Source organism: Streptomyces sp. NPDC002742, assembly GCF_042888885.1.
Classification (GTDB): Bacteria; Actinomycetota; Actinomycetes; order Streptomycetales; family Streptomycetaceae; genus Streptomyces.
This window is the reverse complement of sequence record NZ_JBIAQF010000003.1, coordinates 424,080-446,283: the sequence shown is the minus strand read 5'-3', so window position 1 is coordinate 446,283 and position 22,204 is coordinate 424,080. Positions and strand designations below refer to the sequence as shown.

Here is a 22,204-nt window from a genome sequence, read left to right as displayed (position 1 = left end):
GTGGGCTACTTCCCGCAGAACTCCGCCTCGATCACCGCCTCGCTGTCCCCCGTCCAGTCGGCGTTGAAGTTGAGGGCGAGGGAGTGACGACCGTCCGCCGTGGTGACGGCCACGGAGGACGAGCCGTGGATGCCTCCGTCGTGGCCCCAGACGCGGACGCCGCAGCTCAGCCTCTGCTCCAGGAGGCCGAGGCCGTAGCGCACGGTCGGGACGCCGTCGATCCCGACCGTCGTGCGCATCTCCTTGAGCTGCTCGCGCGGCAGGAGCCTGCCCCGCAGGAGGGCCGTGTAGAAGCGGTTCAGGTCCGCGCTGTCGGAGATCATCTCCCCGGCCGAGGAGGCCATGGAGGGGTTCAGGGTGGTGACGTCGTACGTCGGTCCGGTAGCCGTCGCGGCCAGCTTGGAGTACGCCCTGCTGCTGGGCCGCGGAACGGTCACCCTGGTACCGGGGACCGAAGTCGCATGCAGGCCGAGGGGTTTGATGATCCGGTCGCGGATCTGGGCTGCGTAGGAGTGCCCGGTGACCTTCTCGATCACCATGCCGGCCAGGACGTAGTTCGTGTTCGAGTAGTTCCAGGACGTACCCGGCGCGAAGTCGGGCCGGTGGGACAGGGCGACGGCGACGATCTGCTCGGGGGTGACCGTGTCGTAGCGGTGCCGGAGGAATCCGTCCTTGAGGATGTGTGTGCCGATGAAGTCCTCGTCGGTCGTGTAGTTGAAGATCCCGCTGGTGTGGTTGAGGAGTTGGCGGACGGTGATTTTTGTTCCGTCATAGCCGTTGCCCCGCACCACGCCGGGCAGCCAGGTGTCCACCGTGTCGTCCAGTGACAGCCGTCCCTCCGCCTCCAGTTGGAGCAGGACGGTGGAGATGAAGGTCTTGGTGATGCTGCCGACGCGGTAGCGGTCGGCCGTGGAGCGCGGTGCGCCGGTCCGCAGGTCGCCCACGCCCGCCGTGGCGGACCATGCGCCGTGCCGGTCCACGGCCGTCGCCGTCGCTCCCGGCACACCGTCCCGCACGGCCGCCTCCATGGCCTGCCTGGTCGGCGTGTGGCCGCCTCTCGCGGGCGCCGCCGTCGCGGGCCCCGCCAGTGTCACCGCGACCGCCACGGCGGTAGCCCCCACCAGTCCCGTACGTACCCTCATGTCTTCCCCGTCTCACCGTCGGACTTGGTCGACGGGACAGACACGAAGGCACATCGACGGGTTGCCCGGACGGCGCGGGTTGAGCCGTATTCAGCCCTTCTTGAGGATCAGCTCGGTGTTGCGGTCGCGCGAGGTGCCCGCCAGGTCGGTGCGGGAGTCGGGCGCGTTGAAGGAGAGCTCTCGGTACAGCGCCGCGAGACCCGTCTGGGTGAGGTCGGAGATGTCCGTGGCGTGCGGGGCGGCGGACTCGATGAGGGTGGTGAACAGCGAGAGCGTGCCGTCCTTGTTGTCCACCAGCTCGATGACACGGGCGAGCTGGGGGTAGTCGACGTGGGAGGCGGTGGAGATCTCCCAGAAGGAGAGGTTGCCGGGGCCGGCGTGCGGAGTGATCTCGTTCTCGTGGGTGTGACCGTTCACCCAGGCCAGGGTGTTGCTGAAGCGGGCGAGGAGGGCGACGACCTCGTCCCCGCCGTGCCGCTTCTCGGCCGCGTGGGCCGGGTCGGCCTGCGTGTTGCGCATCGTCTTGCTGGTGTGGTGGCTGAAGACGACGACGTACGAGTCCTTGTTCTCGCCCAGCGTCCTCTCCAGCCAGCGCAGCTGCGCCGTGCCGATCGAGCCCTCGAAGTGGCCGCCGGGGTCGGTGGTGTCCAGGCTGACGCCGATGACGTCCTCGGCGATGCGGAACGTGTAGTACGCGGTGCCCGCGGCGACGTTCGCGGAGGAGTAGCCGTGGCCGATCGGGCCCGGTCCGGTGTTGGCCGGGTCGAGGTGCGCCTTGAGGTACTCGGCGGGCGTGAACGGAGCGCGCCTCTCGTCGGGCGTGACCGAGCGCATCTGCCGGGTGTGCGATTTGAGCAGGTTGTGGAACTCGGCGCCCTTCGGACTGCGGGCGTACTTGATCGAGGCGAGGAGCGCGTTGCTCTCCGCCGCGCCCAGTGACATCAGCTTCTTGCCGCCGACGGCGAACTCGGTGAGGTACGAGTCTCCGCGCGATCCGTAGACGCCGAGCGGAAGGGCGTCGTGGTTGCCGACGGTGGAGTACCAGGGCAGGCTCAGGCCGGGGCTGCGCAGCTCGCGGATCGCGGCCTCCAGGAAGCCCTTGATGTGCGGGAAGCCGACCTGCTTGTCGGCGTCGCGCAGGGTGGCGTCGGGCTGCCAGTAGGTCTTCAGGCCGCTGGCCTGGACGCCTTCGTAGTGCCGCGGGTCACCGCTGTTCGGGCTGATCCGGCCACCGCTCATGACCTTCAGGAACCAGTCCAGCTCCGTCTTGGAGTTGTTGTCGGTGTTGTCCCCGGTCGTCATGACGAAGTGCAGCGGAGAACCGGTGACGGGGGCTCCGTGAAGGGAGTTGACGCGCTCGACGAGCGAGACCGCGCCCGCGACGGTCAGCGCCTCCTGCGGGCGCCAGGCGTTCCTCTTGCCGGAGCGCAGATACTCCACACGCATCGGGTGCTGGACATCGGTCAGATGCAGGTCGGTGAGCTGCACGAACGCGGCGAGCGCGGTGCGCCGGTCCTCACGGCCCGCCTTGCCGGCGGCCAGTTCGTCGCGCACGACGCGCTTCCAGCCGGGGCCGTTCCCGAGCCTGCGGTACCCGGGGACGTTGAAGTGCGGAGTGGCGACGCTGCTCAGCGTCGTACCCCGGGTGTACGGGGCGAGCCCGGCCGGTGTCTTGCGAGCGGCCGCGGCCGACTGCTCCGTGGTGTGGGCGACGGAGTCGGCCACGGGTGCCTGGCCCGGCGTCGCGGCGTGTGCCGGGACCTCCGGGCGCAGGGCGAGACCGATCCCCGCGGAGAGGGACACCGCGCCGGCGGCGGCCAGCAGGGCTCGGCGGTCGAGGGCGGGTACGGTGGCGACAGAGCGTATGCGCGGCATGGCGCGGTCTCCCCGAGTGCGAATGCGTCGGCAGTGGCCGCGGAGCGCTCGACTCGCGAACTCCCCGCTCATACTGGATCGTTGGCACTGGGGATGACCTGCGCGTTAACTGGGTGGCAACGGGCGGCACCGATCACCGTACGTCGATCTTGGCGCCCCCCGGACGTCAATGGAGTCCTGTCCGAACGGCCGGTGGCCGGTCACTCCGTGTTCATCTTTCGGGGTAGGGGAGGTGATTCCGGGGCTCTCGCCCGCCCGTTCACGGATTTGCCGGTGAGTACGCGGGCGCGGACCAGCGCAGGGGGCTGGCGCCGGGTGTCTCGACGGCTTCGGTGAGGGTGAACCGGACGGTCCGTTCGCCGTCCGGGGCGAACTCCGTGCGGGCCGTGCCGGTCAGCTGGAGCACCGCTCCCGATGTCCAGTCCAGGAGGAGCAGACCGGCGCGCGGGTCACCCACGAGGTCAAGGCGAGCGAGCGGTCGAGGTCCGTGACGTTCAGGCCGATGCGGCCGGTGCGCAGCGTCATGACAGTCCCTTTCCGCCGTCGGCCGCCCCCAAGGAGAGTTAACCCTTGTCATTGACATTAAAGGTTAGAATCGAGGGCGCCAACCGGTGACCTACTCTTGAGCGGTTAGCAGTGAAGGGAGACCCACCCATGTCCACCAGCCCCGACCCCCGCCCCCTCACCGGCGAGCCGGTCTCGCTCGACCTGCTCAACACGCGCTGGATCCACGAGGGCGTGGTGCGGGACCTGCTGACCGGCACCCAGGGCCTCGCGGTCTGGCTGGCGGGCAACGGGCTCGACCTCCCGGCCGACGACACAGTCCTGCGCCACACGCTCGAAGCCCGCGACGCCCTGCGCGCCGTGATCGACACACCCCACGGACCGGGCGACGACCCCAGACGGAACGGGACCGCGGAGGGTGACAGGCCCGGCGGGACCTCCGATGGTGACGGACCGACGGACGTCGGCCCCCGGATCGCGGCGGAGGCCGCCGCCCGTGTCGACGCCGTGCTCGCGCACGGTCGCGTCCGCCTGACGCTGACCACTCAAGGGCCGGGCGGGACGCCCGAGTTCGACGATCCCTCCTGGGCGCCGGCCTGGCTCGCCGCACGCGACTACCTGGAACTGCTGGACACCGCCCCGGACCGCATCCGCCGCTGCGCCCACGACGCGTGCATCCTGCACTTCTTCGACACCTCGCGGAACGGCACCCGCCGCTGGTGTTCCATGGCGGCCTGCGGTAACCGTGCGAAGGCATCCCGCCACTACGCGCGCACAAAAGAGAGCTGAATCGACAAAGCGAGACATCCTAGCCGTCCGGGATATCACCTCATAGCGGGTCATCATCGTCATGGCGTATGGCGGAAGTACGCCATGGCTCTATCCCGCCTCGGTCAACTCTCCCCAAACAACTGCCCCTTGGGTAAAGCTGAGCGGTCATCCGGGTTCACATACCGGACCGACGCGACCGGTCCACAACGACCGTCGGAACCGGCCGTTCCACGCTCGTTCCTTTACCGACAAGGGATGCAGATGACCTCCGACCCTCAGCGCGCCCCGATAACGGGCGCGAGACGCGTGGCCCGCCTGGCCGTGGCCGCGGGCCTGGTGACCGCGCTCTCCGCGGCCGGGCCGATACCCATGGCCTTCTCCTCGGACACGGGCGCGCCCACGGCCGACCCGGGCACCAAGTCCGCCGCCGCCAAGCTCGGTTCGACCGACGCCGACCTCCTCGCCGAGGCCAAGGCCAAGGGCGACAAGAACGTCACCATGATGATCGCGACGGCTCCGGGCCAGACCGAGCAGGTCGCCAAGGAGCTGGGCGCGGTCAAGGGCGGCTCGGTGGGCCGCAGTTACGACAAGCTCGGCTACGTCCGGGCCACCGTCCCGACGAGCAGGGCGGACTCGGCCATCGCCGCCGCCGCGAAGCTTCCCTCGGTGCACGGGATCGACCTGCGCCAGGAGATCGCGCTGGACGACCCCACCCCGAGCGCCGACACCGCCAGACACGGCAACAACGCCTCCACGGCCGCCACTTACCCGGGCCCCGGCAAGAACACCCCCGCCGAGAACCCGTACAACCCGTCCTTCGAGACGGGTGCCGTCGACTTCGTCAAGGATCACCCGAAGGCGGACGGCCGGGGCGTCACCATCGGCATCCTGGACTCCGGCGTCGACCTGGGCCACCCGGCGCTGCAGAAGACCACCACCGGCGAGCGCAAGATCGTCGACTGGGTCACCTCGACCGACCCGATCCTCGACAGCGACGCGACCTGGCGCCCGATGATCACCCCCGTGGCCGGGCCCACCTTCACGTACAGCGGCAGGACGTGGACGGCGCCCGCGGGTTCGTACGAGATCAGCACGTTCCGGGAGTCGGCGACGGCGGGCGGCGACGCCGCGGGCGACGCGAACCGCGACGGTGACACCACCGACGCGTGGGGCGTGCTCTACGACCCGGCGGCCGGCACGGTCACCGTCGACCTGAACAACAACAGCGACTTCACCGACGACAAGCCGATGAAGCCGTACAAGGACGGCTTCCAGATCGGCTACTTCGGCACCGACAACCCGGCGACGGACGTCGTCGAGCGGCAGCCGTTCGTCGTCGAGATCCGCAAGGACGTGCCGATGGACCCGTACGGCGGGTCCTGGATCGGCAAGAAGGCCGACTTCGTCAACATCGGCGTCATCGAGGCCGAGCACGGCACCCACGTCGCGGGCATCACCGCCGCGAACGGCCTGTTCGGCGGCAAGATGAGCGGCGCGGCCCCGGGCGCGAAGATCGTCTCCTCGCGCGCCTGCACCTGGACCGGCGGCTGCACCAACGTCGCGCTGACCGAGGGCATGATCGACCTCGTCGCCAACCGCGGTGTGGACATCGTCAACATGTCCATCGGCGGTCTGCCCGCGCTCAACGACGGCAACAACGCGCGCTCCGAGCTCTACACGCGCCTCATCGACACCTACGGCGTCCAGCTGGTGATCTCCGCGGGCAACTCGGGACCCGGCGCGAACACCATCGGTGACCCCGGCCTGGCCGACAAGGTCATCTCGGTCGGCGCGACCATCTCCAAGGAGACCTGGGCCGCCAACTACGGCTCGCAGGTGGAGAAGAAGTACCAGATGCTGCCCTTCTCCTCGCGCGGCCCGCGTGAGGACGGCGGCTTCACGCCGACGCTGAGCGCGCCCGGCGCCTCCATCAACTCCACCCAGACCTGGATGCCCGGCTCCCCGGTCGCCGAGGCGGGTTACACCCTTCCGGCCGGCTACTCGATGCTCCAGGGCACCTCGATGGCGTCCCCGCAGGCCGCGGGCGCCTCGGCGCTGCTGCTGAGCGCGGCGAAGCAGAAGGGCATCGCCCTCAGCCCGGCCGGCCTGCGCACCGCGCTGACGTCGACCGCCGACCACATCAAGGGCGTTCAGGCGTACGAGGAGGGTGCGGGCCTCATCAACATCGGTGACGCCTGGGACGCCATCAAGGACGGCGCCACCGCGCACGACGCCGCGACTTCCAACTACGCCGTGAAGGCGCCGGTCGACACCGCGATCGACTACGCGCTGAAGACACCGGGCTTCGGCACCGGCCTGTACGACCGTGAGGGCGGCCTCAAGGCGGGCGAGCGCAAGACGTACGACATCACCGTCACTCGTACCTCGGGCGAGGACCGGCCGATCCGGCACGAGCTGTACTTCGAGAACAACGCCTCCGGCACCTTCCGGATCGTCGGCTCGGACGAGGTGAGGCTCCCGCTGAACCAGCCGGTGACCGTCAAGGTCCAGGCCGCGCCGAAGTCGGCCGGCCTGAAGAGCGCGATCCTCGAAGTGGACGACCCGCGGACCGAGGGCGTCGACAAGCAGATCCTGTCGACCGTCGTGGTCTCGGCTCCGCTCAAGTACACCTACGCCGCGTCGAGTTCGGTGCAGCGCAACAGCACCGCGTCGTACTTCGTCACGGTCCCCGAGGGCGCCAAGTCCCTGGAGGTCGCGATCGGCGGGCTGAAGGACAAGAGCCAGACCCGGTTCATCGCGATCCACCCGTACGGCGTTCCGGTCGACAACACCGGCACCCCGTACTGCTACAACAACTACCTCGACGGCAACGGCTGCAAGCCCGACGTGCGTTCGTACGCGGACCCGCAGCCCGGCGTCTGGGAGATCGAGGTCGAGGCGCGCCGTACCTCACCGCTGCTCGACAACCCGTACAAGCTCGATGTCGCCGTGCTCGGCGCGGCCTTCGACCCGGCCGTCGTGACCGTCCCCGAGGCCAAGGTCGGCACCCCGGCCACCGCCTCCTGGAAGGTGACGAACAACTTCGCCGCGCTCGACGGCAGGCTGAAGGGCGGCCCGCTCGGTTCCTCGAAGAACGCGCGGCCGACCATCACCGAGGGCGCGACGCAGACCACGACCGTCGAGGTACCCGCGGGCGCCGCGTCGCTCGACGTGGCCATCGGCAACGTCTCGGACAACGCCGCCGACCTCGACCTGACGGTGAAGAACGCCGCCGGTGCCGTCGTCGGGCAGTCCGCGGACGGCGACTCGGAGGAGGCCGTCTCCATCGCCTCCCCCGCCGCCGGGACGTACACCATCGAGGTCGCGGGCTACTCGGTCCCGTCGGGCTCGACGGCGTACGACTACCAGGACGTGTTCTTCTCGTCCGCGCTCGGCACGGTCACGGTCGACGACTCCACCCCGGTGAAGCTCGCGACCGGTGCCTCGGCCACGGTGTCCGGTTCGGTCACCGCCGCCGCCGCGGCGCCCGAGGGACGCGAGTTCTTCGGTCAGGTCCAGCTGGTGAACGCGCGCGGCACGGTCGCGGGCCTCGGCAGCGTGAAGATCGAGAAGGTCACGCCGTAACGGTGTGACCCCCGCGGCCGCGCGAGCGGCCCGGGCAGGGGCCGACCGCGCGAGTGGCCCCGGGCAGGGGCGGGCGTCCGGAAACGGACGCCCGCCCTTTCGCGTGCCGCACCACCCACGGGTCACCGCCCGCCCCTCACCGCCCGCACTCCATGCCCTGGGACTCGGGCAGCGCCCTGACGATCCAGGACCGGTCGCGGGCGATGTCTTTCTCCCCCGTGGTCCAGATGTCGGGCGTGACGGCGTGCTGCCGGATGCCGACCAGTACCTCGTCCCCCAGGTGCGGCCGCGGACCGGCGTTCCTGTCCATCAGGAAGGTGACCGTCTTCTCGCCCTTGGCCGGCTTGTAGTAGTGGTACACGTCAAGGGTGATCCGGTCCTGTCCGGTGCCGGGGACCGGGAGCACCTCGGTGACCTCGCCCTCCGCGATGAGCCGGGAACAGGCGATGTAGCCGGGGCCGCTGAAGGAGCCGGCGCTGGGGCGGTCCGCCGCCTTGGAGTCGGACGAGCTCGTGACGTCCGCTCCGCCCCCGTCGTGCGCGACCAGCCAGCCCATCCCGACGACCAGCGTGGCCACCGCGGCGGCCGCCAGGGTGCCGACGGCGAGGCCACCGGGATGCCGGGAGCGCTTCTTCGGGACGCCCCCCGGACGCCCGCCCCCGGGGGCCCGTGCCCCCTGGGCCTGCTGGTCTTTCCCGGACTTCTTGAATCTCTGGAGCCTCTTGGACTTCTGGGGCTTCCGGGGCTTCCGGGGCTTCCGGGACGACGCGTGGGCCGACTCGGACTGCCTCCCGGAGTCCGCCAGCGCGTCGCCGATGATGACCAGCTGTTCCCGGAGCACGTCCACGTCCGCGGCGGCCGACCGGTACTCGGCCATGAACACGACGTCGTCGCGAGCGCCTTCGGGCGGTGCGGCGTCCGTGATCGCGGCCAACAGCGCGTCCACACCTTCGTACTCGGCCACGTCACACCACCTCGTCCTCGTGCAGGCGGGCGCGCAGCGCGCGGACCGCCGTGTGCAGCCTGCTCTTGACCGTGCCCTCGGGTATGCCGAGCTCGCCGGCGATGTCGCGCACGGGCAGGTCGGCGTAGAAACGCAGGACGAGGACCTGGCGCTGGGCGTCGGGCAGTTCGTCCAGGCCCTGGGCGACGGCCAGCGAGAGCACACTGGACTCCTCGTCGGAGGGCTGCTCCAGCTGCCTCAGCGAGGCGAGGCGTTCACCCAGCCGCTCCTGCCTGCGCTTGGCCCGGTGCCAGTCCATCGCGAGGTTCGACGCGACGACCGCCGCCCAGGCCGACACATCGCGCGGCGCCTCGTCCCCCTTGGCGGCACGCTCCAGCAACCGCAGCCGGACCTGCTGTACCCCGTCCGGCAGGTCCGCCTGCGGTACGCCCCCGAGCGCGAGCACCGCCCGTACCCGGCGTTCCTGCGCCGCGTCCAGCGGATCGTCCGCCCCCGGCACCCGACGTGGCTTTCTGCGCAGCACAGCCACTCCTCCCCCCTCCCGCCTCTCCCCCTACGACGCCGGTGCGGGCCAAAACGTTCGGCCGGGTTCGAGTCGTACGTCACACCGGGCCCGAATCCATCACGGCACCCACGCCGTACGGCTTGCGGTCCCGCTCTGCCGCGGGGCGATTTCTTCGTACCCGGACGCCGGGCCGCCGCAGGATCGGGCACCTCGGCGCACGTCCCGGCGTCCCACGTCTTGAGCGGCTCGGCGAAAGGATTGGACACGCGGACCGGGGTCAGACGCATGATGGAAGCGCTGGAGCACGTAGAACGCAACGTCAAGGGAGTCGCCGTGAGGGTCGGAATCGTCGGAGCCACCGGTATGGTCGGCACAGCCATGCGCAAGATCCTCGTCGAGCGGGACTTCCCGGCCGAGGAACTGCGTCTGTTCGCCTCGGCCCGTTCGGCCGGGTCGGTCGTCGACGGGGTCACGGTGGAGGACGCTTCCACGGCGGACTACTCGGGCCTGGACATCGTGCTGTTCTCGGCGGGCGGCGCCACCTCCAAGGCGCTGGCCGAGAAGGTCGCCTCGCAGGGCGCGGTCGTGATCGACAACTCCTCCGCCTGGCGCAAGGACCCCGAGGTCCCCCTCGTCGTCTCCGAGGTGAACCCGCACGCGATCACCGACCGCCCCAAGGGCATCATCGCCAACCCGAACTGCACGACGATGGCCGCGATGCCGGTCCTCAAGCCGCTGCACGAGGAGGCCGGCCTGGAAGCGCTGGTCGTCGCCACCTACCAGGCCGTGTCCGGTTCGGGCGTCGCCGGTGTGGCGGAACTGCACGGCCAGGCCCTGAAGGTCGTCGGCGACGCCGACCGGTTGACCCACGACGGCGAGGCGGTCGACTTCCCCGAGCCGCAGGTCTACAAGCGCCCCATCGCCTTCAACGTGCTCCCCCTCGCCGGCTCGATCGTCGACGACGGTCTGAACGAGACCGACGAGGAGCAGAAGCTCCGGAACGAGTCCCGCAAGATCCTGGAGATCCCCGCCCTCAAGGTCTCCGGCACCTGCGTCCGTGTCCCGGTCTTCTCCGGCCACTCCCTCCAGGTGAACGCCCGCTTCGCGCGCCCGCTCTCCGCCGAGCGCGCCACCGAGCTGCTCGCGGGCGCCCCGGGTGTCGTCCTCTCCGACATCCCGACCCCCCTCCAGGCCGCCGGCAAGGACGCGTCGTACGTCGGGCGCATCCGGCCGGACGAGACCGTCGAGCACGGCCTCGCGCTGTTCGTCTCCAGCGACAACCTCCGCAAGGGCGCCGCGCTGAACGCGGTCCAGATCGCGGAGCTGGTGGCGGCCGAGCTCAAGGGCTGACGCCCGGATCCACCGCGCGTCCGAGGGGGCGGGGCACCGGCCGGTGCCCCGCCCCCTCGGTTTCCGCGGGTGCGGCTGTGACAGCGGGCGGGACATCGAACCGGTGTCCCGCCCGCTGTCCCGGGCACCGGCACGCGTTGTCCCGGGCACCGGCACGAACGCCGGCGCCCGGATGGCCCTCACCCGGGTGAGGGGATTACGCGGTGGCCGCCCCCGCGTCCGCCGCCTGGGCCTTCAGGGCTCGCTCGACGCCCGAACGGGACTCCGAGACGAGGCGTCGCAGGGCGGCGTTGGGCTCGGCCGAGAGCAGCCAGGCGTCCGTCTTGGCGAGGGTGTCCTCGGCGACCTGGATGCCCGGGTAGAGACCGGTCGCGATCTGCTGCGCGATCTCGTGCGAACGGACGTCCCAGATCTCCTTGACCACGGTGAAGTACTCGTCCGTGTAAGGGGCGAGCAGCTCACGCTGGTCGGTCTGGACGAAGCCCGCGATGACCGCCTCCTGCACGGCGTTCGGGAGCTTGTCGGACTCGACGACCGAGGCCCACGCCTCCGCCTTCGCCTCCTCGGTGGGACGGGCCGCCCGCGCGGTGGCCGCGTGCCGCTCGCCGGCGGCCGTCTTGTCACGCTCGTACTCGGCGGCGATCTCCGCGTCGTCGAAGCGTCCGACGGCCGCGAGCCGCTGCACGAGGGCCCAGCGCAGCTCGGTGTCGACGGCGAGGCCCTCGATGGTCTCGCGGCCTTCGAGCAGTGCCTCCAGGAGGTCGAGCTGCTCCGGAGTGCGCGCGGTCGCCGCGAAGGCGCGCGCCCAGGCGAGCTGGTGGTCCCCGCCGGCCTCGGCCGCGTGCAGGTGGGCGAGCGTCGCGTCCGTCCAGCGGGTCAGCAGCGCCTCGCGGGCGGTCGGGTCGGCGTAGAGCTCGATCGCGAGCTTCACCTGCCGCTGCAGCGACTGCACGACACCGATGTCGGACTCCTTGCCGATGCCGGACAGCACCAGCGCCAGGTAGTCGCGGGTGGCGAGCTCGGCGTCGCGGGTCATGTCCCAGGCCGAGGCCCAGCACAGGGCGCGCGGCAGGGAGGACTCGAAGTCGCCGAGGTGCTCGGTGACGAAGGCGAGCGAGTCCTCGTCGAGGCGGACCTTGGCGTACGACAGGTCGTCGTCGTTGAGCAGGATCACGTCGGGGCGGCGCCTGCCGGCGAGCTGCGGTACGGCGGTCAGCTCGCCGTCCACGTCCAGCTCGATGCGCTCGTCGCGCACCAGCTTGCCGCTGTCGGCGTCGAGGTCGTAGAGGCCGACCGCGATGCGGTGCGGGCGCAGCGTGGGCTCGCCCTGGGCGCCGGCGGGCAGGGCCGGGGCCTCCTGGCGGATGGCGAAGGAGGTGACGACACCGTCGGCGTCGGTCTCGATCTCCGGGCGCAGGATGTTGATCCCGGCCGTCTGGAGCCACTTCTGCGACCAGGTCCCGAGGTCGCGTCCGGAGGTCTCCTCCAGGGCGCCGAGGAGGTCGGACAGGCGGGTGTTGCCGTACGCGTGGGCCTTGAAGTAGGCCTGGACGCCGCTGAAGAACTCGTCCATGCCGACGTAGGCGACGAGCTGCTTGAGGACGGAGGCGCCCTTGGCGTACGTGATGCCGTCGAAGTTGACGAGCACGTCGTCGAGGTCGCGGATCTCGGCCATGATCGGGTGCGTGGAGGGCAGCTGGTCCTGCCGGTACGCCCACGTCTTCATGGAGTTGGCGAACGTGGTCCAGGAGTGCGGCCACCGGCTGTCGGGGTGGTAGGCCTGGCAGGCGATGGAGGTGTAGGTGGCGAACGACTCGTTCAGCCAGAGGTCGTTCCACCACTCCATCGTCACGAGGTCGCCGAACCACATGTGGGCCAGCTCGTGCAGGATCGTCTCGGCGCGCAGCTCGTAGGCCGCGTCGGTGACCTTGGAGCGGAAGACGTACTGGTCGCGGATCGTGACCGCGCCCGCGTTCTCCATCGCGCCCGCGTTGAACTCGGGCACGAAGAGCTGGTCGTACTTCTTGAACGGGTACGCGTAGTCGAACTTCTCCTGGAACCAGTCGAAGCCCTGCCGGGTGACCTCGAAGATCGCGTCCGAGTCGAGGAACTCGGCGAGCGAGGGACGACAGTAGATGCCGAGCGGCACGGTCTGTCCGTCCTTCTCGTACACGCTGTGCACGGAGTGGTACGGGCCGACGATCAGCGCGGTGATGTACGTGGAGATCCGCGGCGTCGGCTCGAAGGCCCAGACGTCGTCCTTGGGCTCCGGAGCCGGCGAGTTGGAGATGACCGTCCAGCCGGAGGGCGCCTTCACGGTGAACTGGAAGGTGGCCTTCAGGTCGGGCTGCTCGAAGGACGCGAAGACACGGCGTGCGTCCGGAACCTCGAACTGGGTGTAGAGGTACGCCTGCTGGTCGACGGGGTCGACGAACCGGTGCAGGCCCTCGCCGGTGTTGGTGTAGGCGCAGTCGGCCACGACGCGGAGGACGTTGCGCCCCTCCAGGAGCCCCGGGAGCGCGATCCGCGAGTCCTTGAAGACCTCGGCCGCATCGAGCGGGTCGCCGTTGAGGGTGACTTCGTGGACCGTCGGGGCCACCAGGTCGATGAACGACTCCGCGCCGGTCTCGGCGGAGTCGAAGCGCACCGTGGTCACGGACCGGTAGGTGCCGCCCTCCTGCGCGCCGGAGAGGTCGAGATCGACCTCGTACGAGTCAACGGTGAGCAGCTTCGCGCGCTGCTGCGCCTCTTCGCGGGTCAGGTTTGTGCCAGGCACGCGGTCATCTCCTCGTTATGTGTGGGTTGCGCCATCCTTCCACGGGAGCCGCACACAGCGCGATGTCCGTTTCCCGCCGGTGGCGGGCGGGCGCGGGCGGGAGCCTGGACGCATGACGAAGTACATCGCACACCCCATCGGCCCGGCCGCCTTGAAGGAACTCCGCGACACCGACGACGCGGGCCGCCCGCTCGCCCCGCCGGCCGACGAGGAGGGCGGTGCCATGCTGCGCTGCTGTCTGCGCCGCAGCGAGCCCGGTGAGCGCGTCGCCCTGGTCTCCTACGCCCCGCTGCGCCGCTGGGCCGCGGAAACGGGCGCCGAGCCGGGCGCGTACGACGAACAGGGCCCGGTCTTCATCCACGCGGAGGCCTGCGCGGGCCCGGCCACGGACGCCCTCCCGTTCACGAACGCCCGTCGCACGGTCCGTCGCTACTCGGCCGCGGGCCACATCCTGGGCGGACGACTGGTCGAGACACCGACCACGTTCGACGAGGCCTTCACAGCGGCGTTCGCCGACCCGAAGGTGGCCCTGCTCCACGTACGGGCGGTGGAGTACGGCTGCTTCCTGTACGAGGTGCGGCGGGGCTAGTTCTCGCAGGGGGCCGGGGCCCGACCGGGCTCGTTCCCGTACGCGGTACGCCGGGGCCGGGGATCCCGCCCGGGCCGGGACGCGCCGGTCAGGTCTCGGACGACGGGGGTGGAGGCGGTGGCGGTCGTACGGACCCTGAGCTGGCCGAACACCGTCGCCCCGAACGCCAGCGTCATGCCCGCCGACTGCACCGGTGTCAGCGCCTGCCCCAGCGCAGCCCAGCCGATGGCCGCCGCGGTCAACGGCGAGAGCGGGCCGAGGAACGTCACCTGTGTGGCGGTGAGCCGTCCGATGCCCCGGAACCACAGCCAGTAGGCGAGCGCGGTGTTCGCCAGCGCGAGGTACAGGTAGCCGCCGATCGCCCGGCCGTCCAGCACGGGCGGCGCTCCCTCGACGACAAGGGCGACGGGCGCGATCAGCAGTCCTCCGGCGGTCAGTTGCCAGGCCGTCAGGGCCAGCGGACCGACTCCGTCAGGCCGCCCCCACCGTTTGGTGAGCACCGTGCCGGTGGACATCGACGCGGTGGAGGCGAGCGCCGCGAGGACACCCAGGAGGTCGAGGGCGCCCGCCGCTTTCAGGACGACGAGGCTGACGCCGAGGGCCGCGGTGATACCGGTGAGGAGCGTGCGGAGGGTCGGCCGGTCGCCGAGCAGCGCCGCCGCGAGGCCCGCCACGAACAGGGGCCCGGTCGAGCCGACCACGGCCGCCATTCCGCCGGGCAGCCGGTACGCGGAGAGAAACAGCAGCGGGAAGAACGCGCCTATGTTCAGCGCGCCCAGCACGGCCGCCTTCCCCCACCACACGCCGCGCGGCAGCACGCGCGCGAGAGCGAGGAGCAGCAGCCCGGCGGGCAGGGCGCGCAGCCCGGCCGTGAACAGGGGCCGGTCGGGCGGGAGGAACTCGGTGGTCACGGCATAGGTGCTGCCCCAGGAGACGGGGGCGAGCGCGGTGAGGGCTATGAGGGCGGGTCGTTTCACGTCCACGGGACACCCGGTTTCGAGTAGACCGAACGGAACTAGGTCGGCAATAAGTAGCTTAGTCGCAAGCTACTTATATGCAAGTCGCTTGCGCGTCGCTTTCCGGCGACCCGCTCCCCAGCGACCCACTTGCCTCCGAGCCGCTTTCTTGCGACCGGCCCGCGGGGCGGCGGATACTCGCTCCCATGAGCACCCCCAAGGACCCCGTCGACCTGATCGTCGAACAGTGGGCCGTCGTCCGGCCGGACCTCGACACCACGGCGATGGAGGTCTTCGGGCGGGTCTTCCGGCTCGCCCGCGCCATGGGCGACCGGATGGAGCAGGCGTACGCGCGGTACGGGATCTCGCGCGGGGAATTCGACGTCCTGGCGACACTGCGCCGCTCCGACGCCCCCCACACGCTCCCGCCACGCCGGCTCTCGGCCACGCTCATGCTGACCACGGGCGGGATGACCGGGCGCCTGGACAAGCTGGAGCGCGCCGGACTGCTCCGCCGCTCCCCCGATCCGCACGACCGGCGCGGTCTCCAGGTCACCCTGACGGACGAGGGACTGAGGCTGATCGACGAGGCCGTCGGAGCCGGGCTCGCCGTCCAGACAGCCGCGCTCTCGGCCCTCGACAGCGGCCAGGCCGCCCAACTGGCCGACCTGTTGCGCCCCTTGCTGTCCGCCACCGCCTCCTAGGCGGACGGCGCCACGCCCCTGGAACCTGTCCGCAATCCGTGGGGCCAGGGCCAGGACGGCCGGCCCGGGACGGCGGCGAAAACGCGGCGAGGGAGTCCGCGCACGCGATCGTGCGGGGACTCCCTCGGCGGAGAGTTGGTGCGACGGGCGGGGCTCAGCCCTGCTTCGGCTGCTTGTGGGACTTGTCCAGGACCATCACGAGGCCGGCGATACCCAGGAACAGCGCGATCGGCAGCACGACGTAGAGACCGAGCGTTTCGATCACGCTCAGGCCGGAGCCGGGGTCGTCGCCGTCGTCGCGGGTCAGCGCGAGCGCGGGGGACGACATGAGCAGCATCATCAGCGTCGTACCGGCGGCCAGGGCACCGGCGCGCAGAGCGTTCTTCTTGTCCACGGTGCAAACGTAGCGAACACCCGTCGGGGCCGCGCGCCCGGGGGTGCCGTACGGAGGTCACGGGACACGGCGCGGGGGGCCCGGGGGACTCCCGGGCGGACCGGAGCGGCCGCTCTCGGCACGCACCACGTCGATCAGGGCGTGCAGCCGCGGTGACGCGGCCAGCTCCTCCAGGGTCACCGGGCGGCCCTCGGCGTCGGCGATGGGCAGGCGCCAGTTGGGGTACTCGTCCGAGGTGCCGGGGAGGTTCTGCGGCCGGCGGTCACCGACCCCGTCCGGGAGCCAGACGCCGATCAGGTGGGCCGGGGTGCGCAGCAGGAAGCGGTGCACGGCCTGGATCTCGGCCTCCTCGGCCGAGGCGGGTTCCCCGCCGTTCGCGCCGCGCAGCAGCCCGAGCCGGGAGAGCAGCGCCAGCCACTCCCGGGTGTCCGCGGCGGCGGCCGCCCGTTCCTCGTCGAGGGATCCGGTCAACAGGCCGAGCCGGTCGCGGAGTTCGACGTGTTCGCCGGTGAGCCGGGCCGCGGTGGGCGGCAGGTCGTGGGTGGTGGCGGTGGCCAGGCAGTCGGCACGCCAGCTCTCGGGCGGCAGGGGCATGCCGTCGCCGTCCCAGTCGCGTTCGAACCACATCACCGAGGTGCCCAGGACTCCCCGCTCCTGGAGCGTCTCGCGCACCCCGGGTTCGACCGTCCCGAGGTCCTCCCCGATCACCAGCGCCCCGGCCCGCGAGGCCTCCAGCACCAGGATCGCGAGCATCGCCTCGGCGTCGTAGCGGACGTACGAGCCCTCGGTGGGCGGCTGCCCCTGGGGGATCCACCAGAGCCGGAACAGGCCCATGACGTGGTCGATGCGCAGGGCGCCCGCATGACGCAGGAGGGCGCGCAGCAGGCGCCGGTAGGGGGCGTATCCGGAAGCGGCGAGCCGGTCGGGCCGCCAGGGCGGCAGACCCCAGTCCTGGCCGCGCGCGTTGAAGGCGTCCGGGGGCGCGCCGACGGACATGCCGGGCGCGAAGTACTCCTGCTGGGCCCAGGCGTCGGCCCCGTCGGGGTGGACGCCGACGGCGAGGTCGTGCACGAGCCCGACGGTCATGCCCGCGTCGCGCGCGGAGCGCTGGGCGCGCGCGAGCTGGGCGTCGGTGAGCCAGGCGAGCCGGCTGTGGAAGTCGACGCGGTCCATCAGTTCGCCCCGGGCGCGGGCGGTTCCGGACGAGCGGGGGTCGCGCAGGGCCGCGGGCCAGTTCCGCCAGTCGGAGCCGTACACCTCGGCGAGCGCGCACCAGGTGGCGTGGTCCTCCAGCGCCTGGCCCTCCTCGGCGAGGAAGTCGGCGTAGGCGGCCTGCCGGCCGGGCCCGAGGGGCACCGCGCGGACGGATTCGAGCGCCTCGCGCTTGAGCTCCCACACGGCGTCGCGGTCGATCAGAGCGCCCTTGCGCAGAACGGATTCACGCAACTGTTCGGCTCGCTCCAGCACCATACGCAGCCGGTCGCGGTCCTCGGCGTACGGGTACTCGGGGATGTCCTCGACGCGCAGGTGCACCGGGTCGGGGAAGCGGCGGGAGGACGGCCGGTACGGGGAGGGGTCGGTGGGTTCGCCGGGCACGGCCGCGTGCAACGGGTTGACCTGGACGAATCCGGCGCCCAGCGCCCGCCCCGCCCAGGCGGTCAGCTCGGCGAGGTCGCCGAGGTCGCCCATGCCCCAGGAACGGCGGGAGAGCAGGGAGTAGAGCTGGACGAGCAGGCCGTACGTGCGTCCGGGCGGCGCGGGCAGCCGGGTGGGGGCGACGACGAGGTGGGCGTCGGCGGTGCGGCCGTCGGGCGCGGTGGCGTGCAGCGTGTGGACGCCGGGCGGGAGGTGGTCGGGTGAGGTTCGGGTCTCACCCTGTTCGGTGGTGATCCGCAGCCGGGTGGCGTCGGGCAGGCCGGTCAGTTCGGCGGGGGCGAGGCCGCCCCAGCACACGAGGGTCGGCGGCAGCAGCCGCTCGGCCGTCTCGGTCTCGTGGCGCGCGAGGGCGGCGCGTACGGCGTCCGGGGTGCTCGCGTCGACGCCGAGCGCCGCCAGGATCGCGACGAGCGCCGCGTCCGGTGCCACTACCGTGCGGTCCGGGGAGGGGCTGTGGACGGGGGCGACACCGTGCAGTTCGGCGAGCCGGGACAGGGGCGTCCGCGGTGCCGGCTCCGGTGCCGTCCGCGGCGGGTCGGCGGGCCCACTGGGTGCCATCAGACCCCCGACGCGGCGCCGGTCGAGGTGGGCTCGCTCGTCAGGTGCGCGGCGTCCGCGAGCGGCGGCTCACTGGTCAGGGGTTCGGCGTCGGGCAGCGGAGGCTCGCTGGTGAGCGGCACCTCGGCGGCGGCACCTTCCGAGCCGAGCGCAGACACGTGGGCGCCCTCGGGCTCGGCGGACGCCCGGCCCGCGCGGGGGCCGGGGACCGACGGCTCCGCTGCGCGTCCGGACAGGGCCGAGAGGAGAAGGTGTGCCGATGCGGCCACGGGGGCCTCCTTGTCGAGGTCGGGTACGGCGGCCGAGGGCATTCCGGCGGATCGTGCCGGAAACGGATGCCCTGGCGGTCACCGCAGCCCTACCCCGTGGGCGCGACGGCAGACGCACACGGACGAACAACGTGCTTCTGGTCACATTCTGTCGCCGTCCCGCACCTCCGGGCCGCCCCTCCAGGCTGGGGTAATCCCGGCACATCGGCCACTCTCGTTGACACCTTCACCACCCGGATGGTGGGCTCGACGCCACCCGGACGCCGCAGTCGGGGTGGCGGCTACGAGGGGGAACCGTGCGACTCGGGCGTGGAAAAGGAGCGACCGCACTCGCGTTCGCCGTGGTCGCGAGCGCGTTCGCCACGGCTCCCGCGGCCGTCGCGGCACCGCACGGCCCGGCGGCCTCCGCGGACGACGTGACGCCCGCCACGAGCGCGGTGCCCGCCGTCTGGCCCCGCCCACAGTCGCTGCGCGCGAACGGCACCCCGGTCGCGGTCACGGACGAGGTCGTCCTGGTCACCGGTACGGCGGACCCGGCGGTGTCCGGCTCGCCCGGTACGTTCGGCAGCGCACGCTCCGGCTCTCCGGCCGGCTGGTACTCCCCCGGCGCACCCATCACCCCGTACGCCCCCGGCGTGAGCGTCGACGCGAACACCTCGGACAGCGAGCTCGACCCGTACGCGCTCGAAGCGTTGCGCGCGCTGCTGCGGCAAGCCGGCGCCCGCGTGATCACGACGGCGCGGGACGGTGACGCGCTCCCGGCGCACGCCCTGGTGGTGCGGGTGGGCACGGACCCGGCGAACAGCGCTCGGCAGGGGGCGAGTTCCTTCGTCGGCGTGCCCGCCGCGTCGGGCTCCCTGGAGCGGGCGCTCACCTCGCTCGGCGCCGCGCCCCGCGCCGATCTCCCCTCCGGGGGCTACCGGCTGGCCGTCGGCCGCACCGACGGCCGCGACACCGTCGCCCTCGCGGGAGTCGGCGAGGACGGGCTGTACCACGCGGTGCAGACACTGCGTCAGCTTCTCGGCGCCGACGGCCGCATCGCCGGTGCCGTCGTCCGGGACTGGCCCGGCACCGCCGTGCGCGGCATCACCGAGGGCTTCTACGGCAGCCCCTGGAACACCGAACAGCGGCTCGCGCAGCTCGACTTCATGGGCCGGACCAAACAGAACCGCTATGTCTACGCGCCCGGCGACGACCTCTTCCGGCAGGCACGCTGGCGTGAGCCCTACCCGGCCGGGGAGCGTGCCCGCTTCCGGGACCTGGCGGAGCGGGCGCGCCGCAATCACGTCACGCTGACCTGGACGGTGACCCCCGGGCAGGCGATGTGCTTCTCCTCGGACGCCGACGTGAAGGCGCTGACACGCAAGCTGGACGCCATGTGGGCGCTCGGGTTCCGGGCCTTCCAGCTGCAGTTCCAGGACGTCAGCTACACCGAGTGGCACTGCGGCGCGGACGCGGACGCGTTCGGCTCCGGCTCCCGGGCGGCGGCGAAGGCGCAGGCACGGGTGGCGAACGCCGTGGCCCGGCATCTCGCCGCCCGGCACCCGGAGGTGGCCGCGCTCTCCCTGATGCCGACGGAGTACTACGAGGACGGTTCGACCGACTACCGGCGGCAGTTGGCGAGCGCCCTGGACGAGCGCGTCGAGGTCGCGTGGACGGGCGTCGGTGTCGTGCCGAAGACGATCACGGGTGGCGAACTGGCGCGCACCCGCGAGGTGTTCGGCAGCCACCCGCTCGTCACGATGGACAACTACCCGGTCAACGACTACGCGCAGGACCGGGTGTTCCTCGGCCCCTACCAGGGGCGTGAGCCGGCGGTGGCCACCGGCTCAGCCGCTCTGCTGGCGAACGCGATGCCGCAGGCCGAAGCCTCCCGCATCCCGCTGTTCACGGCGGCCGACTACGCCTGGAACCCGCGGGACTACCGGCCCCAGGAGTCCTGGGGGGCCGCGATCGAGGACCTCGCGGGCGGCGACGCCAGGAGCGCGGACGCGCTGCGCGCACTGGCCGGGAACGACGCGTCCTCCGTCCTGGGCGGCGAGGAGTCGGCGTATCTGCGCCCGCTCATCGAGGCGTTCTGGCAGGCGCGGACGACCACGGACCGGGCCGCGAACGAGAGCGCGGCCCAGCGGCTGCGCGCCGCGTTCACCGAGATGCGCGAGACGCCGAAGCGGTTGGCGGGGCGCCCGATCGCCACCGAAGTGGAGCCCTGGATAACGCAGTTGGCACGCTACGGCGAGGCCGGCGAGACGGCCGTGGCACTGCTGAGCGCCCAGTCGAACGGTGACGCGACGGCGGCGTGGACGGCCTACCGCACGCTGAACCGGCTGCGCACCGAGCTCGCGGCGAGCGGGGTGACGGTCGGCAAGGGAGTCCTCGACCCGTTCCTGACCCGGGCCCGCACGGCGTACGAGAAGTGGGCCGGGCTCGACAACGAGTCCTCGACGGGCCACGGCGCCCCGAAGGACCCCGGAGCGACGGGGGACGGCGGCGCGGGCACCGGCGACGGCGCGACACCGGGCGGCGACGCGGGCGCGTCCGGCGGCCCCGCGGACAACGGCGGGACCGCGCAGGGCGACCCGCCGCAGGACGGCGGCACGGGCGACGGCGGCGCGCAGGACGGCCGCGTCGTCCTCCTCCCGCGCCCCCGTACCCTCAGCGAGGTGAGCGTGCTCACCGACCCGGGCACGACGGGTTTCGTCGAGGCGCATGTCCCGGGCGAGGGCTGGCGGTACCTCGGCGCGCTCACGGCCGGGGGCGCGACGGAGGTCGGCGCGGCGGGCGTGCGCGCGGACGCGCTCCGGGTCACCGGACCGGAGCGTTCCCAGGTCCGCCATCTCGTACCGTGGTTCGCCGACTCCCCCGCCGCGGCACTGGAGTTGGCCCGCTCCACGACGGACGTGGAGATCGGCGGCACACAGCGGGTCACGGCCCGGCTGACGTCACTGCGCCCGACCGACGTCAGCGGTGAACTGACCGCGACGGCCCCGAAGGGCATCCAGGCCAAGGTCTCGCGGCCCGCGCCGACCCTTCCGCGCGGCGCCGTCGTCGACAGCCTCGTCGAGGTCACGGTCCCGCCGGGGACGCCGTCGGGCACGTACGACGTCACGGTCGCCTTCGGCGCGCAGACCCGCACCCTGACCGTCCGCGCCTTCCCGCGTACGGCGGGCCCCGATCTGGCCCGCACCGGCACGGCCTCCTCGTCCGGCGACGAGACCCCCGACTTCCCGGCGTCGGCGGCCAACGACGGTGATCCGGCGACCCGTTGGTCCTCCCCTGTCGACGACGGCGCCTGGTGGCAGGTTCAGTTCGCCCAGCCGGTGCGCCTCGGCCGGCTCGTGCTGAGCTGGCAGGACGCGCACCCGTCCGCGTACCGGGTGCAGGTCTCCGCCGACGGACGCGTCTGGCGCACCGCGACCACCGTGAACGACGGCCGCGGCGGCCACGAGTCCCTCCGCTTCGACGAACGGGACGTCCGTTACGTGCGCGTCCAGGGAGTCCGGCGGGCGACGCCGTACGGGTACTCGCTGTGGTCGGCGGAGGCGTACGCGGTCGCGGACTGACGGCCGGTGGCGGACCGACGGCCGGCCAGGACCGCGCAGCGGG

Annotated in this window: 15 protein-coding genes and 1 pseudogene; 6 read left to right on the top strand and 10 right to left on the bottom strand. The window is 72.0% G+C overall.

Annotation, left to right across the window (positions count from 1 at the left end):
* Window positions 1-5 precede the first annotated feature (5 nt).
* The 3 genes and pseudogenes from ACFYW8_RS07240 to ACFYW8_RS07230 all read right to left on the bottom strand — a co-directional run.
* On the bottom strand, window positions 6-1,142 hold the full coding sequence (locus tag ACFYW8_RS07240) for a serine hydrolase domain-containing protein (protein ID WP_365880312.1): 1,137 nt from the start codon (window positions 1,140-1,142) through the stop codon (window positions 6-8).
* A 90-nt stretch (window positions 1,143-1,232) separates the two neighbouring features.
* Complete coding sequence (locus ACFYW8_RS07235; protein ID WP_389068704.1) at window positions 1,233-3,017, bottom strand: TIGR03767 family metallophosphoesterase; 1,785 nt, start codon at window positions 3,015-3,017, stop codon at window positions 1,233-1,235.
* A 259-nt stretch (window positions 3,018-3,276) separates the two neighbouring features.
* A pseudogene (locus ACFYW8_RS07230) lies at window positions 3,277-3,480 on the bottom strand (pyridoxamine 5'-phosphate oxidase family protein); the annotation flags it as partial.
* 191 nt (window positions 3,481-3,671) lie between these two features.
* Between ACFYW8_RS07230 and ACFYW8_RS07225 the strand changes: the two are divergent.
* Both ACFYW8_RS07225 and ACFYW8_RS07220 read left to right on the top strand, forming a co-directional pair.
* A complete protein-coding gene (locus tag ACFYW8_RS07225) occupies window positions 3,672-4,310 on the top strand; it encodes a CGNR zinc finger domain-containing protein (RefSeq protein WP_389068703.1) in 639 nt (212 codons plus the stop codon).
* Window positions 4,311-4,553: 243 nt separating this feature from the next.
* Window positions 4,554-7,877 (top strand): S8 family serine peptidase, encoded by a 3,324-nt coding sequence (locus ACFYW8_RS07220; RefSeq protein WP_389068702.1) that lies wholly within the window; start codon window positions 4,554-4,556, stop codon window positions 7,875-7,877.
* A 136-nt stretch (window positions 7,878-8,013) separates the two neighbouring features.
* Here ACFYW8_RS07220 and ACFYW8_RS07215 read toward each other — a convergent pair whose 3' ends face one another.
* Window positions 8,014-8,841, bottom strand: a complete 828-nt coding sequence (locus ACFYW8_RS07215) for a hypothetical protein (RefSeq protein WP_389068701.1) — start codon at window positions 8,839-8,841, stop codon at window positions 8,014-8,016.
* A gap of 1 nt (window position 8,842) precedes the next feature.
* Window positions 8,843-9,370 (bottom strand): sigma-70 family RNA polymerase sigma factor, encoded by a 528-nt coding sequence (locus ACFYW8_RS07210; protein ID WP_365880300.1) that lies wholly within the window; start codon window positions 9,368-9,370, stop codon window positions 8,843-8,845.
* 309 nt (window positions 9,371-9,679) lie between these two features.
* On the opposite strand from ACFYW8_RS07210, the gene ACFYW8_RS07205 reads away from it, so the two are divergent.
* The gene (locus ACFYW8_RS07205; protein ID WP_389068843.1) at window positions 9,680-10,696 is read left to right on the top strand and encodes an aspartate-semialdehyde dehydrogenase; all 1,017 of its coding nucleotides are present in this window, start codon (window positions 9,680-9,682) and stop codon (window positions 10,694-10,696) included.
* 196 nt (window positions 10,697-10,892) lie between these two features.
* On the opposite strand, the gene pepN is transcribed toward ACFYW8_RS07205, so the two are convergent.
* On the bottom strand, window positions 10,893-13,472 hold the full coding sequence (pepN, locus tag ACFYW8_RS07200; protein WP_389068700.1) for an aminopeptidase N: 2,580 nt from the start codon (window positions 13,470-13,472) through the stop codon (window positions 10,893-10,895).
* A gap of 112 nt (window positions 13,473-13,584) precedes the next feature.
* Here pepN and ACFYW8_RS07195 point away from each other — a divergent pair, with 112 nt between their 5' ends.
* A complete protein-coding gene (locus ACFYW8_RS07195) occupies window positions 13,585-14,061 on the top strand; it encodes a DUF1203 domain-containing protein (protein WP_365869975.1) in 477 nt (158 codons plus the stop codon).
* On the opposite strand, the gene ACFYW8_RS07190 is transcribed toward ACFYW8_RS07195, so the two are convergent.
* Window positions 14,058-15,044 carry an EamA family transporter gene (locus ACFYW8_RS07190; protein ID WP_389068699.1) on the bottom strand — a complete coding sequence of 329 codons (987 nt, stop codon included), beginning with the start codon at window positions 15,042-15,044 and terminating at the stop codon, window positions 14,058-14,060. The genes ACFYW8_RS07195 and ACFYW8_RS07190 overlap by 4 nt on opposite strands.
* A 179-nt stretch (window positions 15,045-15,223) precedes the next feature.
* Between ACFYW8_RS07190 and ACFYW8_RS07185 the strand changes: the two genes are divergently transcribed.
* A complete protein-coding gene (locus ACFYW8_RS07185; RefSeq protein ID WP_389068698.1) occupies window positions 15,224-15,721 on the top strand; it encodes a MarR family winged helix-turn-helix transcriptional regulator in 498 nt (165 codons plus the stop codon).
* Window positions 15,722-15,875: 154 nt separating this feature from the next.
* On the opposite strand, the gene ACFYW8_RS07180 is transcribed toward ACFYW8_RS07185, so the two are convergent.
* Genes ACFYW8_RS07180 through ACFYW8_RS07170 form a run of 3 tightly spaced genes read right to left on the bottom strand, consistent with a single transcriptional unit; the run spans window position 15,876 to window position 18,598 of the window.
* On the bottom strand, window positions 15,876-16,115 hold the full coding sequence (locus ACFYW8_RS07180; RefSeq protein WP_355855854.1) for a hypothetical protein: 240 nt from the start codon (window positions 16,113-16,115) through the stop codon (window positions 15,876-15,878).
* Between the two features lie 57 nt (window positions 16,116-16,172).
* On the bottom strand, window positions 16,173-18,329 hold the full coding sequence (gene malQ / locus ACFYW8_RS07175; protein ID WP_389068697.1) for a 4-alpha-glucanotransferase: 2,157 nt from the start codon (window positions 18,327-18,329) through the stop codon (window positions 16,173-16,175).
* Window positions 18,329-18,598: a hypothetical protein gene (locus tag ACFYW8_RS07170; RefSeq protein ID WP_389068696.1), complete on the bottom strand. Its 270-nt coding sequence runs from the start codon at window positions 18,596-18,598 to the stop codon at window positions 18,329-18,331. Before ACFYW8_RS07170 ends, malQ begins: the two co-directional genes overlap by 1 nt.
* A gap of 296 nt (window positions 18,599-18,894) precedes the next feature.
* On the opposite strand from ACFYW8_RS07170, the gene ACFYW8_RS07165 reads away from it, so the two are divergent.
* Entirely contained in the window at window positions 18,895-22,161 is a 3,267-nt protein-coding gene (locus ACFYW8_RS07165) for a beta-N-acetylglucosaminidase domain-containing protein (protein WP_389068695.1), read from the top strand.
* Window positions 22,162-22,204 lie beyond the last annotated feature (43 nt).